This is a genomic window from Xanthomonas sp. D-109, assembly GCF_017746095.1.
Classification (GTDB): Bacteria; Pseudomonadota; Gammaproteobacteria; order Xanthomonadales; family Xanthomonadaceae; genus Xanthomonas_A; species Xanthomonas_A sacchari.
Map to the genome: position 1 here is coordinate 14,266 of NZ_JAGHWV010000031.1, position 13,530 is coordinate 27,795.

General features: G+C 67.9%; 9 protein-coding genes and 1 pseudogene. 9 read left to right on the top strand and 1 reads right to left on the bottom strand.

All coding sequences use genetic code 11. The features are described 5' to 3' along the window. The first annotated feature begins 120 nt into the window (after positions 1-120). Positions 121-1,254 (top strand): FkbM family methyltransferase, encoded by a 1,134-nt coding sequence (locus J7357_RS20685; RefSeq protein ID WP_209249407.1) that lies wholly within the window; start codon positions 121-123, stop codon positions 1,252-1,254. Between the two features lie 716 nt (positions 1,255-1,970). On the opposite strand, the gene J7357_RS20690 is transcribed toward J7357_RS20685, so the two are convergent. After that, positions 1,971-2,888, bottom strand: coding sequence for a hypothetical protein (locus J7357_RS20690; RefSeq protein ID WP_209249409.1), 918 nt, complete (start codon positions 2,886-2,888; stop codon positions 1,971-1,973). An 810-nt stretch (positions 2,889-3,698) separates the two neighbouring features. Here J7357_RS20690 and J7357_RS20695 point away from each other — a divergent pair. The 8 genes and pseudogenes from J7357_RS20695 to J7357_RS20730 form a co-directional block, all read left to right on the top strand. Next, the gene (locus J7357_RS20695) at positions 3,699-7,223 is read left to right on the top strand and encodes a glycosyltransferase (protein ID WP_209249411.1); all 3,525 of its coding nucleotides are present in this window, start codon (positions 3,699-3,701) and stop codon (positions 7,221-7,223) included. A gap of 258 nt (positions 7,224-7,481) precedes the next feature. After that, positions 7,482-7,844 carry a flagellar hook-basal body complex protein FliE gene (gene fliE, locus J7357_RS20700; protein ID WP_010341655.1) on the top strand — a complete coding sequence of 121 codons (363 nt, stop codon included), beginning with the start codon at positions 7,482-7,484 and terminating at the stop codon, positions 7,842-7,844. Between the two features lie 12 nt (positions 7,845-7,856). Continuing rightward, positions 7,857-9,578: a flagellar basal-body MS-ring/collar protein FliF gene (gene fliF / locus J7357_RS20705; protein WP_209249412.1), complete on the top strand. Its 1,722-nt coding sequence runs from the start codon at positions 7,857-7,859 to the stop codon at positions 9,576-9,578. Between the two features lie 10 nt (positions 9,579-9,588). Next, entirely contained in the window at positions 9,589-10,578 is a 990-nt protein-coding gene (gene fliG / locus J7357_RS20710) for a flagellar motor switch protein FliG (protein WP_010341652.1), read from the top strand. Then, on the top strand, positions 10,575-11,198 hold the full coding sequence (locus J7357_RS20715) for a FliH/SctL family protein (protein WP_010341651.1): 624 nt from the start codon (positions 10,575-10,577) through the stop codon (positions 11,196-11,198). The genes fliG and J7357_RS20715 overlap by 4 nt, the downstream gene beginning before the upstream one ends. Further along, positions 11,195-12,571 carry a FliI/YscN family ATPase gene (locus tag J7357_RS20720; protein WP_209249413.1) on the top strand — a complete coding sequence of 459 codons (1,377 nt, stop codon included), beginning with the start codon at positions 11,195-11,197 and terminating at the stop codon, positions 12,569-12,571. Before J7357_RS20715 ends, J7357_RS20720 begins: the two co-directional genes overlap by 4 nt. A 3-nt stretch (positions 12,572-12,574) precedes the next feature. Continuing rightward, complete coding sequence (gene fliJ / locus J7357_RS20725; RefSeq protein WP_010341649.1) at positions 12,575-13,036, top strand: flagellar export protein FliJ; 462 nt, start codon at positions 12,575-12,577, stop codon at positions 13,034-13,036. Further along, a pseudogene (locus tag J7357_RS20730) lies at positions 13,033-13,530 on the top strand (hypothetical protein); the annotation flags it as partial. The gene fliJ and the pseudogene J7357_RS20730, both read left to right, overlap by 4 nt.

A 13,530-nucleotide genomic window follows, 5' to 3' on the forward strand; every position in this document is an offset into this window, starting at 1 on the left:
TCCGCTAGGATCGAGCGACTGCAACGTTCGATGCGCGCCCAGAGTGCGCGATCAGGCGATGCGAAGCCCAACCTGTTTCCAGCACCGCGCGCCGGCAGGCGCGCCCTTCCGAGTGAACCCATGACCGACCCTCTGGCCGCGCTTCAGTGCGAAGCGGACCTAATCGATGCTTGTAGGCGCGCCGGCGGCGCCATCTTCCTGGCGCCCAGTTCCAGTCTCGGCGGGCTCTATGCGGCCCGCGCCGCTACGCTATTGGCCGAGCGCGTCCCGGGCATCCGCATCGTCGCGCTGGACGATGTGTTTCACGAACGCCGCATCACCGATGCCGGCTTCGAGGACGTGCGTCCAACGGCAACCTTCCTGCGCGACCCGGAACTGGCTGGATTGCCCACGATCAACTGCGCCTACATGCCGACCGCGTGGCTGCACTTCGATCAACTGCAGCGTCTTGGCAACGGTCGCCGCATCGATCTGCCGCAGTTGATGTACGCCTTGGACATGCCGTTGGTGTATCAGAGCGGACAGGTGACACGCGAACAGACGCTTGCGCACGCCGCGCAGTTCGATTCCGTGCGCGGCCGCTTGGCGGACGCGCTGAGCGTGCGCACGCTGGACGCATTACTGCAGATGCGCATGGACGGCAACCGGCGGCCGCTGCTGGACGTCCTGTGTCCGATGGAGCAGGAGTACTACTCGGTGTATTCGGCCGTAGAGCATCCGCTAAGCATTGGTGCGGGCGAACACTACGTGGATATCGGCGCCTATCGCGGCGACACGGTCAAGAAGTTTCGCGCCGCTTCGCGCCACGACTATGCCGCCATCCATGCCTTCGAACCGGATCCAGCGAACTTTGCGGCCCTGCAGCATGGACTGGCGGAGGACGGCGGACGCACTACCCTGTACAACGCGGCGGTCGCCGATGTTGCCGGGACCCTGGCGTTCGACGCCCAGGGCACCATGGGCAGCCGCCTCGATGGTAATGGCTCAGCGCGCGTGGATTGCCTGCGGCTGGACGACGTAGTCGAGCATGTCACTTTGCTGAAGATGGACGTGGAGGGAGCCGAGCCCAAAGTACTACGCGGCGGCGCCAACCTAATCCGACGCTGCCGCCCGCGCATGGCGATCACCTGCTACCACCACGCGCTCGACCTGCTGGACATCGTTGCCGAATTGGACCTCATCCTGCCGGATGCAAAGCTGCGCCTGCGCCAGTACGCCATGTACTACTTCGACAGCGTGCTTTATGTAGAGTGACACCGGAAGAACCAATGGGTCTTTTAACGCGCAGCATGCTTTTAGAGCCAGCCAATTTCCACTTGACAGCGAAGTGCTTGATCAACGGCTGAAGACACTCGGTTCGCCTGATCCACCCATCCCAGGCTTGGCTACCGGCGCTTACCGATTTCTAAAAGCAACATACTACGAAAGGCTTACGGCTGTCCGCTGCAAGAAGACTGCAGCGGATGCCGTAGGCGCAAGCAGTAAGCGCTCTAATTCAGAAATTGCTTCGTATGGACGTCGCGGCCGCATTTCCGCCGACTTCCAAGCGCATGCTTTTCCCAATACAGGTCATTGCTCATGCCGATCCGCAAGCTTCCTTACATCGAGCGGACCCTGGAAAGGGTGCCCGACCAGGCCTATCCGATATAGTATCTGTGCTATGCGACGACAACCCCGATGGCGAAATTGCCGCCGCATTGAAGCACAAACCGGCTGCGGCGTGGCTTTCGATCCGCTAACACTCAACCAGTCGATTAGGCGAATTCGGAAGGTGTCGTCCTAGCGAAGTGCGACTACGTCAAGTTCCAGCGCGACGAGTGCTGGAACCGGACTGTATCGCCTAGTCGATACACGCCATCGAGTTCCGCCAAGGCGTGCGCAACTTGGTATCGACAGCGTGGACAGGCCTAGTATCTGAATCCAAAACGCAAGCCGCCACTATACTAAAAACTCTTCGCAACTGCTAAATGTCAGTAATAGTTACCTCCCGTATTCAGAACCCCGGCCGCATTTCCCGGGAAAACATTTTGACCCTTTCCATTGAACCAAACAGCCCCATTAAGATAGACCTTATAACGCAAGCCCGTAGCCGCCCCAGAAAAGGTAAATGTTGCGTCGCCACCATTTACGCCACCCACGCGACCAATGTCAGCGAAGGCAATAGAAAAAGCCGGCGTACCCGTCAACGTGACGGTGATACCACCAAGAACAAGCTGACCACCATCGTATACTCCGTAATGCGTCGTGCCACCTCCAGTGATACTGTAGCTGCCTGAGACGTAGCAGACGCCATTTGTCACCGTGGTGATTTGGGAACCGGCCATGGCTGCAAACACGTGGCCGCCCAAGAAACTGCATGCTGCTCTATTACCGATCAAGACACCGTTTGCTGTGCTCCCGCCGCCGAAAGTGAAACCAGACACCTGAACCCTGCTGGCATCGCCCATCGTCAGGATCCATCCCGAAGTGTTGCGCCAAATAGCCGACGTGCTACCTACAAACCGAACGACGCCCCCTGGGACGTTGCCCACTGAAACATTCTCCACATACGTCCCATCCGCGACATTGATGAATACCGTATAGCCGCACAGCGAGTAACGCGTTCGCACTACATCCACAGCGCGCTGAATCGTCTGGAATGCAGTCCCAGCAGTTAGCCCATCATTGGAATCGCTACCCGTACTGGAGACATACAAGGACAAGTCCTGAGCCAATGCAATGGCGCAAGTCACGTAGCTATTTGCACTGGTACCGATTGCGAACCTTCCTTCATCACTGATGAAGTATGGCTCGCGGGCAGCAAGTTCACCAGCCGTTGCAGCAGCGTCAAATTGCGCACGCGTGCCACTTTTCACATAGATATTGGCGCTCGAGATTACGTCCGACATGATAAGAGACTCCTTAGATTTTAATTGGAATTTCAACGCCACAGAACCAACCCACCACAATGCCCCTAGTGCTGACAACCTCCTTAGTCCAGACCGCGCTCAACATAACCCACGAGCATTAACCACCCTTCCAAGTAAAGCAGCCTCAATAATTAAAAATCTCGAAATAACACCCCAATAATTCAGGCCCTTAGTTGAGGCCAGACAGACAGCATAGCCACCAAGCATCAGGCGCTACTATGGAGGCTATTCAGCCCAAGAAACAGCATGATGCAGCTCTCATCGGAATGCTTGTTGTGACCCTCTGAACTCCCCGCCTCAACAGGTATGGACACTGTACGTCCCAGCAGGATCAAATCCTGCGACTGCATTGAGCATGCGTCGACAAGACGTTCTGGAATCGAATTAGTCTAGGCAGCCCGCTAATTGAAGCTATTTAATTCCAGCTCATGAGGCGAAGCGAAATCACGTTATCAATATAAGAAAGGTAACAATCTCAGATTTCTAAGGAACCGCTTCACGTTCTTCAACCACGTCGCTATTGGACGGAGCCTATATGGGATTGTGACCAGGCATGAAGAGCGAACTCCGTTACCCGCTGATCCTGCATACCACCTGTCACGCGTCCCCGGATCGCATCTTCTTACCCACATTTCTTGTTGCCGCACTCTTGCGCCAGATCCCGCCCCACCCTATTTCACCGGGGCGGACTCCCATCGGCACGCTTATTGCATGATCGGGAAACTGCCCCACTTGATCGCGACCTCGCTCGCGACCGAACCTGCCCCCTCCCGACACGGTCCATCGTTCATGCCCCACCCGCCCCTGGTCAGCGTGGTCATGCCGGCCTACAAGCTGCGCTACTTCGAGCAGGCGCTCGACAGCGTGCTGGCCCAGACCTATCCGGCGCTGGAACTGGTCATCTGTGACGACAACCCCACCGAGGCGATCGCCGAGGTGGTGGAACGCCGCGCCGCCACTGCTCCGTTCCCGATCCGCTACCACCGCAATCCGGAGCGCTACGGCGAACTCGGCAGCACCGCGCGCGCCATCGCCCTGGCCCAGGGCGAGTACGTGAAGTTCCTGCACGACGACGACGTGCTGGCGCCGGACTGCGTGGCCGCGCTGGTCGCGGCGATGCAGTCGGCGCCGGACGTGCTGCTGGCCTCCTCGCGGCGGCAGCGCATCGACAGCCACGGCGCGCCGCTGGAGGACATCCACGCCACCGCCTTCCCGTTCGCCGGCGATGTGCTGCTGGACGGACCGGAACTGCTGTCGTTCCTGGCCGACCACACCATCAACTTCGTCGGCGAGCCCAGCTGCGTGCTGTGCCGGCGCAGCGACCTGCTGGAGATCGGCGACGAGCTGATGACGCTGGCCGGCAAGGTCATCAACTGGGTCGGCGACCTGGCGCTGTACGCCAAGCTGCTGCACCGCGGCCACCTGGCGCTGCTGGCAAAGCCCTTGACCAGGTTCCGGGTGTCGGAAGAGCAATACAGCCAGGCCGGCCGCGACCAGCCCGGCATCGGCGACCAGGGCCACGCCAACTTCCGCCAGGGCGTGCGCGCCATGGGCTGGTACCGCGGCGATGGCGACGTCCGCCAGGTCACGGTGACGCCGCTGGGCGGCGGCCCCGGCTCGCCGGTGGACCTGCTGCAGGCGATCCAGGACGCCTACGCGCGCGTCTGCGTGCAGGCCGCGCTGCGCGACTGGCAGGCGCGGCGGACGCTGACGCCGGCGCAACGCGACCTCCTCGACGCGCGCCTGGACGCCCTCGGCGGCGCGCCGCGGCTCGCCGTGCTGGTCGACGCACGCGGCGCCGACCGTGCCGCGCTGGACGCCACGCTGGACAGCCTGCTGCTGGAGGGCACGCCGTTCGCGCAGGTGCAGGCGCTGGTGCTGGGCGACGCCCCCCTTCCCGCGTGGCCGGACCTGCGGGTCCGGATCCTGCCACCGCTGCCGGCCGAGGCCGATGCCGCGGCGCTGTCCGCCGCGCTGGATGCCGCTCCGGCCAGCGACTGGTGCCTGCGCGTGGTCGCGGGCACCCGGTTCTACGCCGGCGGCCTGCTGCGGCTGCTGCTGGAACTGGCGCAGCAACCGCAGTGCAACGCGCTGTATGCGGACGAATGGCTGGCCGTGGACGCGGACACCCTGGCGCCGCTGCTGCGGCCGGACCCGGACCTGGACCTGCTGCTGGGCAACCCTCTGGTCACCGCCGGGCACTGGGTGTTCCGCCGCGCGGCGGTGCAGGCGCTGGGCGGCTTCGATCCGGCCTACGACGGTGCCAGCGAGCTGGACCTGATCCTGCGTTTGTTCCTGCGCGACGGCGGCGACGGCATCGCGCACCTGCCCGAGCCGCTGCTGGTCGCCACGCCGGCCAGCGCCGAGGTCGGTAGCCAGGCGCGCCAGCGCGCGATAGCCGCGCACCTGCAGGCCCGCGGCTATCCGCAGGCCGCGGTCGAGCCGCTGCCGGGCGGCCTGTTCCGCATCGACTACGGCCATGCCGCGCAGCCACCGGTCTCGATCGTGCTGTTGGCGCAGGACAACCTGCCGTCACTGCAGCGCGCGGTGGTCAGCCTGCTCGAACAGACCGCCTACCCGGCCTACGAGCTGCTGCTGGTGGACAACGCCAGCCAGGCGCCGGAGATCACCGCGTGGATGCAGGCGGTCGCCGAACTGGGCAACGGCCGCATCCGCGTGTTCGCCCTGGAACAGCGGGTCTCCCAGGCCGAGGCGCACAACCTCGCCGCCACCCAGGCGCAAGGCGAGTACCTCTTGTTCCTCGACGCCGACAGCGCCGCGGTGCAGGACGGCTGGCTGCACACGTTGATGAACCACGCGCAGCGGCCGGAGGTCGGCATCGTCGGCGCCAAGGGCGTGTCCGCCGATGGCCGCATCACCCACGCCGGCCTGCTGCCGGGCTTGCTGGCCGGCGCCGGCCACGCCTTCACCGGCGAGACGATGGCCCAGCCCGGCTACATGGGCCGCTTGCAGGTGGCACACCGCTACAGCGCGGTGTCGGCGCACTGCCTGCTGGTGCGGCGGGCGTTGTTCGAGCATTTGTCCGGCTTCGATGCGGGCGGCTTCGCCGCCGGCGGCGCCGACGTGGATCTGTGCCTGCGCGCTGCCGCGACCGGCGCCTGGACCGTGTGGACGCCACAGGCGCTGCTGCTGCAGCCGGCCCCGGCCACCCGCAGCGAGGCGGCCGACGACGCCCTGCTGCAACGCTGGCTGCCGGCGCTGGCGCAGGATCCGGCGTATTCGCCCAGCCTGGGCCTGGACCAGCCCGGCGGTTTCCAGCTGACCGAGTCCGAGTTCTCCTGGCAGCCGCTGACGTGGAAGCCGCTGCCGCGGGTGCTCGCCCATCCGGGCGACACCTTCGGCAGCGGCCAGTACCGGGTAATCCAGCCGTTCCAGGCGCTGGCCGAGGCGGGACAGATCGACGGCCTGTACTACGCGCGCCTGCTCGATCCGGTGGAGCTGCAGCGCATCGGCGCCAACGCGGTGGTGCTGCAGCGCCGGGTCGGCGATGCGGAACTGGCGCGGATGGAGCGCATGCGCCGGTTCGGCAATGCCTTCATGGTCTACGAACTGGACGACTACCTGCCCAATCTGCCGCTTAAGAGCGCGCATCGCGAGCAGATGCCCAAGGATGTGCTGCGTTCGCTGCGGCGCGCCGCCACCTTGGTGGACCGGGTCACCGTCTCCACGCCGGACCTGGCCGAGGCGCTGGCCGGCCTGCACGGCGACATCCGCGTGGTGCGCAACCGGCTGGAGCCGCAGCTGTGGGGCGCGTTGCCCGCGCCGGCGGCATCCGCCTCGGCCAAGCCGCGGGTCGGCTGGGCCGGCGGGCTCAGCCACACCGGCGACCTGGAACTGATCGCCGACGTGGTGCAGGCGCTGGCCGGCGAGGTGCACTGGGTGTTCATGGGGCTGTGCCCGGAGCGGCTGCGCCGGCACGTGCACGAGGTGCACGCAGGCGTGGACTTCGCCCGCTATCCGCAGGCGCTGGCCGGACTGGGCCTGGACCTGGCGCTGGCGCCGCTGGAAGACAACCTGTTCAACCGCTGCAAGAGCAACCTGCGCCTGCTCGAGTACGGCGCCTGCGGCTATCCGGTGGTGGCCAGCGATCTGGCGCCCTATCGCGACGGCGGGTTGCCGGCGACCCTGGTCAAGAACCGCTTCCGCGACTGGGTCAATGCGATCCGCGCACACCTGGCCGATGCCGACGCGCGGGCGGCAGCCGGCACCGCGCTGCGCGCGGCGGTGCAGCGCGACTGGATGCTGCAGGGCGCCAACCTGCAGGAGTGGCGGGCGGCCTGGCTGCCGGACTGAGGCCGCCCTTCCCGCCCGAGCCGAGGTCCCCGCGCCGGTGCTGGCGCCCGACCGTGACGACGCGCACAGCGTCAACCCGCCGACACGTCGCCGGCGCCTGCCCTGCGTCGGCACAGCGGCCGGCGCCGGGAACCCGTCACCGGCCATCCGATGCCGCCGCCCGCGCCCGCCTGGGTGCCGGGCGGCGCGTGCCGGCCGTTTCGGCACACCGCTTGCATTGCATACGGGCAAGCCGTTTCCCGGCAGGGACTTCACCGTATGAGCGACTCCATCAGCTCCATTCTTTCGCAGATCCGCAGCTACCAGGGCCAGGTCGGCCAGGCAGCGCAGACGCGGGTGGGCGATGTCGGCCGCAGCAATGCGATCGAAGGCCTGGGCGGCAGCCAGGGTGTGCAGGGCCCGAGCTTCACCGAGACCCTGCGCAACGCCATCGGCGGCGTGAACGAGGCCCAGCAGAAGTCCGGCGACCTCGCCAAGGCCTTCGAACTGGGCGACCCCAGCGCCGATCTGGCCAAGGTGATGCTGGCCGCACAACAGTCCCAGGTGGCGTTTCGCGCTACCGTGGAAGTCCGCAACCGACTCGTCCAGGCGTACCAGGACGTGATGAACATGCCGCTGTAAGGGTAGAAGACGATGGCGCTTGCGATCAGCAAAGAGACGTTCAGCAGCGAAAAGGCCGGCGCGTGGTTCGACCGCCTGCAGAGCCTGCAGCTCACCCGCCGCATCGGCCTGATGGCGATGATCGCAGTGGCGGTGGCGGCCGGCCTGTTCGTGTTCTTCTGGTCGCAGAAGCCGGCCTACACCCCGCTGTACACCGGCCTGGACGAGAAAGGCACGGCCGAAGCCACCGACCTGCTGCGCACCGCGCAGATCCCGTTCAAGCTCGACCAGGCCACCGGCGCGATCACCGTGCCGGAGGACAAGCTGTACGACGCGCGGCTGAAGCTGGCCGGCTCCGGCCTGACCGACAACGGCAACATGGGCTTCGAGGTGATGGAGAAGGATCCCGGCTTCGGGGTCAGCCAGTTCGTGGAGAACGCGCGCTACCAGCACGCCCTGGAAACCGAACTGGCGCGCACCATCGCCAGCCTGCGCCCGGTGCGCGAGGCGCGGGTGCACCTGGCCATCCCCAAGCCGAGCGCGTTCACCCGCCAGCGCGAGGCCGCCAGCGCCTCGGTGGTGCTGGAACTGCGCGGCGGCACCACCCTGGAACGCAACCAGGTCGATGCCATCGTCAACATGGTCGCCTCCAGCATCCCCGACCTGGCGCCGGACCGCGTCACCGTGGTCGACCAGAGCGGGCGCATGCTGACCATCGCCGACCCCAACAGCGACGCCGCGCTCAATGCCGCCCAGTTCGACCAGGTGCGGCGCCAGGAAAGCGCCTACAACCAGCGCATCCGCGAACTGCTGGAGCCGATGACCGGCCCGGGCCGGGTCAACCCGGAGGTGAACGTGGACATGGACTTCTCGGTGGTCGAGGAAGCGCGCGAGCTGTACAACGGCGACCCGCCGAAGCTGCGCAGCGAGCAGGTCAGCGACAGCAGCACCAGCACCAGCGGTCCGCAGGGCGCGCCCGGCGCGACCAGCAACTCGCCGGGCAGCGCGCCGGGCCAGCCGGGCGCCACCGGCGCCCCGCCCGCCGCGGGCACCGCCGGCACCCAGCAGGCCGCCGCCGCGACCCCGACCGAAAGCTCCAAGAGCGCCACCCGCAATTACGAGCTGGACCGCACCCTGCAGCACACCCGGCAGCCGGCCGGGCGCATCAAGCGCGTCTCGGTGGCGGTGCTGGTGGACCACGTGATGCGGCCGGGCGCCAAGGGCAAGATGACCGAGCAGGCGCTCAGCGCCGCCGAGCTGACCCGCATCGAAGGCCTGGTCAAGCAGGCGGTGGGCTTCAATGCCGAACGCGGCGACACCGTCTCGGTGATGAACGCCCCGTTCGTCCGCCAGGCCCCGGAAGCGACCGACAAGCCCGGCTGGTGGGAAGATCCGCGGGTGATGAACGTCGCGCGTCTGGTGCTGGGTGCGGCGGTGGTGCTGGCGCTGCTGTTCGGCGTGCTGCGCCCGGCGCTGCGCCAGATCGCCGGTCCCGCGCCGGCTGCGGCCGTGGGCCACGACCGCGAGGGCGGCGAGCCGCGCGACGCCAAGCTGTCGATGCTCGACGACGACAACCCGCTGCTGCCGTCGCTGGGCGAGGACACCGCCAGCCTCAGCGGCGGCGCTGGCGGCAACCCCGCCATCGCCCTGCCCGACGCCTACGAAGAACGGTTGCGTCAGGCCCGCGAAGCGGTCAAACAGGATTCCAAGCGCGTGGCGCAGGTCGTGAAGGGATGGGTCGCCAGTGAAGCCTGATGCGAATGCAATGAATGGCACCCAGCGCGCCGCCGTGCTGCTGCTGTCGCTCGGCGAGGCCGACGCGGCCGAGGTGCTCAAGCACATGGACCCCAAGGAGGTGCAGAAGATCGGCATCGCCATGGCGACGCTGAGCGGCATCTCGCGCGACCAGGTCGAGAAGGTCATGGAGGAGTTCAACGCCGAGCTGGGCAGCAAGACCTCGCTGGGCGTGGGCGCCGACGACTACATCCGCAACGTGCTGGTGCAGGCGCTGGGCGCCGACAAGGCCGGCAGCCTGATCGACCGCATCCTGCTGGGCCGCAACACCACCGGCCTGGACACCCTGAAGTGGATGGACCCGCGCTCCATCGCCGACCTGGTGCGCAACGAGCATCCGCAGATCATCGCCATCGTGATGGCGCACCTGGACAGCGACCAGGCCGCCGAGGCGCTGAAGCTGCTGCCCGAGCGCACCCGCGCCGACGTGCTGATGCGCATCGCCACCCTCGACGGCATCCCGCCGCACGCGCTCAACGAGCTCAACGAGATCATGGAGCGGCAGTTCTCCGGCAACCAGAACCTGAAGTCGTCCAACGTGGGCGGGGTCAAGGTCGCCGCCAACATCCTCAACTTCCTGGACAGCGGGTCGGACCAGGGCGTGCTGTCGGCGATCAGCAAGATCGACGCCGACCTGGGCAGCCGCATCCAGGACCTGATGTTCGTGTTCGACAACCTGGTGGAGCTGGACGACCGCGGGCTGCAGACCATGCTGCGCGAAGTCAGCGGCGACCGCCTCGGCCTGGCCCTGCGCGGGGCCGACATCAAGGTGCGCGACAAGATCACCAAGAACATGTCCCAGCGCGCGGCCGAGATCCTGCTGGAAGACATGGAGGCGCGCGGCCCGGTGCGCCTGTCCGACGTGGAGGCCGCGCAGAAGGAGATCCTGGCGATCGTGCGGCGCCTGGCCGATGAGGGCGCGATCAGCCTCGGCGGCAGCGGTGCGGAGGCCATGGTATGAACGGCAACGTGGTGCGCTGGCTGGCGCCGGAACTCGATGCCCCGCCCCCGCTGGCGGCGCAGCCTTACGAAGACGTGCTGCCGGACGAGCCGGTGCTGCGCCCGCCGAGCCTGGAGGAGATCCAGGCGATCGAGGCCGCGGCCCAGCACGAAGGCTTCGAACGCGGCCATGCCGAGGGTCTGGCCCAGGGCCAGGCCGAGATCCGCCGCCTGACCGCGCAGATCGAAGGCATCCTGGACAACTTCTCGCGGCCGCTGGCGCGGCTGGAGAACGAAGTGGTCGGCGCGCTCGGCGAACTGGCCGTGCGCATCGCCGGCAGCCTGGTCGGCCGCGCCTACCAGGCCGACCCGGTGCTGCTGTCGGAGCTAGTCGCCGAGGCGCTGGACGCGGTCGGCGGCGCGCGCCGCGACGTCGAGGTGCGCCTGCATCCGGACGACATCGCCGCGCTGACCCCGCTGCTGACGCTGATGGACCAGGGCATCCGGCTGGTGCCGGACCTGAGCCTGAGCCGCGGCGACCTGCGCGTGCACGCCGAATCGGTGCGCATCGACGGCACCCTCGAGGCGCGCCTGCGCGCGGCGCTGGAGACGGTGATGCGCAAGTCCGGAGCGGGCCTGTGAGCGCGCTGTCCGGCACCCACCCCGCCGACTGGCTGGATGCGCGCAACCTGCGCCTGGCCGGCCGCCTGGGCAAGCTCGACCTGGACGCGGCCGCCGGCCGCGGCCTGATCCGCGAGGGCATCCTGCGCCGTGCGGTCGGCCTGACCCTGGAAGCGGTCGGCTGCGAGGCGCCGATGGGCGCCACCTGCAAGGTCGAGGTCGACGGCGGCTGGGTCGATGCCGAAGTGGTCGGCTTCTCCGGCGACCGCACCTCGCTGATGCCCAGCGCCGAAACCCACGGCCTGCTGCCCAACGCGCGGGTGGTGCCGCTGCACCGCCGCGGCGGCGTGGAAGTGGGCGAAGGCCTGCTCGGCCGGGTCATCGATTCGGACGGCGTGCCGCTGGACGGCAAGGGCCCGATCCGCGCCGAAGGTTCGGTGGGCATGGCCGGCGTGTCGATCAACCCGCTGGCGCGCGAACCCATCACCACCCCGCTGGACGTGGGCGTGCGCGCAATCAACGCGCTGCTGCCGATCGGCCGCGGCCAGCGCGTGGGCCTGTTCGCCGGCTCCGGCGTCGGCAAGTCCACCCTGCTGGGCATGATGACCCGCTACACCGCCGCCGACGTGATCGTGGTCGGGCTGATCGGCGAACGCGGCCGCGAAGTGCGCGATTTCGTCGAGACCACCCTGGGCGAGGAAGGCCTGCGTCGCGCCGTGGTCGTCGCCGCCCCGGCCGACCGCCCGCCGCTGGCGCGTCTGCACGGCGCCTACCGCGCCACCGCCATCGCCGAATGGTTCCGCGACCAGGGCCTGAACGTGCTGCTGCTGATGGACTCGCTGACCCGCTTCGCCCAGGCCCAGCGCGAGATCGGCCTGTCGGTCGGCGAGCCGCCGACCACCCGCGGCTACCCGCCGTCGGTGTTCGCCAAGCTGCCGGCGCTGGTGGAACGCGCCGGCAACGGCGCCAAGGGCCGCGGCTCGATCACCGCCTTCTACACCGTGCTCACCGAAGGCGACGATCCGCAGGACCCGATCGCCGACGCCGCGCGCGCCATCCTCGACGGCCACATCCTGCTGTCGCGGCGCGTGGCCGACAGCGGCCTGTACCCGGCCATCGACGTCGAGTCCTCGGTCAGCCGCGTGGTCCAGGACATCGCCGACGAGCCGTGGCGCCTGCGCATCCGCTCGCTGAAGCGGCTGGTGTCGGCGTACTCGGCCAACCGCGACCTGATCACCATCGGCGCCTACCAGCGCGGCAACGATCCGGCCGTGGACGAAGCGCTGGAGCGCTGGCCGGAGATCATGGAATTCCTCGGACAGGACGTCGCCAAAGCCGCAGATCTGCCCCACAGCCAGGCCGCCCTCAAGCGCCTGGTCGACCGCGAGAACTAAGCCATGATGCAATCGCAACGTCTCGATCCCCTGCTCCGCCGCGCCCAGCAGCACGAAGACGAGGTCGCCCGCGATCTCGCCGAGCGCCAGCGCGCCCTGGCCACCCACGAGTCGCGGCTGGAGGAACTGCGCCGCTACGCCGAGGAGTACGCCAACAGCCAGATGGCCGCGACCAGCCTGGCGCAACTGGCCAACCGCCGCGCCTTCCTGGACCGGCTGGAGAGCGCGGTGCAGCAGCAATGCCAGACCGTGGACCGCAACCGCGAGAAGGTGGAGATGGAACGCAGCCGGCTGCTGCTGGCCAGCCGCGACAAGCAGGTGCTGGAACAGCTCGCGGCCAGCTACCGGGCCCAGGAACGCAAGGTCGACGACCGCCGCAGCCAGCGCGAGATGGACGACCTCGGCGCGCGCCGCGCGCGACTGGCGGCCACCGCCGACGAACACGATGACGGAGACGGACGATGAACAACGCGCTTTCCGCGCTGGGCGGCAGCGGCCGCGCCAGCCAGATCGGCGGCGGCAGCGACACCCAGGGTGCGGACCGCAGCGGCGGCAGGGACAAGGACTTCGCCAAGCTGCTCGGTGGCGGCGGCTCGGCACGCACCACCGCGCCCAAGCCCGCCGCCCGCGAGACGGCCAAGGCGGCGCAGGGTGCCGACAAGGACCAGGCCGACAAGCGCCCGGCCGCCGCGGACGACACCGCCAGCGATCCGGCGCGCAGCGCGCAGGCCGGCGACAAGGTCGCCCAGGACACCGAGAAGAGCAGCACCGAGACCAAGGCCACGGGCAAAGACAAGGCCAAGAGCGAGGACAAGCGCGACGACGCCAAGCCGGACGACAGCGCCTGGCCGCCGGCCGGGCTGGCCGGCATCGGCCTGGGCCTGCTGCCGGCGATCGGCGCGGCGGTCCTGCCGGCCGCCACCGCGACCCCGCTGGGTGCGGCGGAAGTACCAGTCGTA

Excerpts from the sequence above, each read along its gene's own strand:
- fliE (WP_010341655.1), top strand. The coding sequence starts at position 7,482 with ATGAGCGACTCCATCAGCTCCATTCTTTCGCAGATCCGCAGCTACCAG.
- J7357_RS20690 (WP_209249409.1), bottom strand. The coding sequence starts at position 2,888 with ATGTCGGACGTAATCTCGAGCGCCAATATCTATGTGAAAAGTGGCACG.
- J7357_RS20685 (WP_209249407.1), top strand. The coding sequence starts at position 121 with ATGACCGACCCTCTGGCCGCGCTTCAGTGCGAAGCGGACCTAATCGAT.
- fliF (WP_209249412.1), top strand. The coding sequence starts at position 7,857 with ATGGCGCTTGCGATCAGCAAAGAGACGTTCAGCAGCGAAAAGGCCGGC.
- fliG (WP_010341652.1), top strand. The coding sequence starts at position 9,589 with ATGAATGGCACCCAGCGCGCCGCCGTGCTGCTGCTGTCGCTCGGCGAG.
- J7357_RS20715 (WP_010341651.1), top strand. The coding sequence starts at position 10,575 with ATGAACGGCAACGTGGTGCGCTGGCTGGCGCCGGAACTCGATGCCCCG.
- fliJ (WP_010341649.1), top strand. The coding sequence starts at position 12,575 with ATGATGCAATCGCAACGTCTCGATCCCCTGCTCCGCCGCGCCCAGCAG.
- J7357_RS20695 (WP_209249411.1), top strand. The coding sequence starts at position 3,699 with ATGCCCCACCCGCCCCTGGTCAGCGTGGTCATGCCGGCCTACAAGCTG.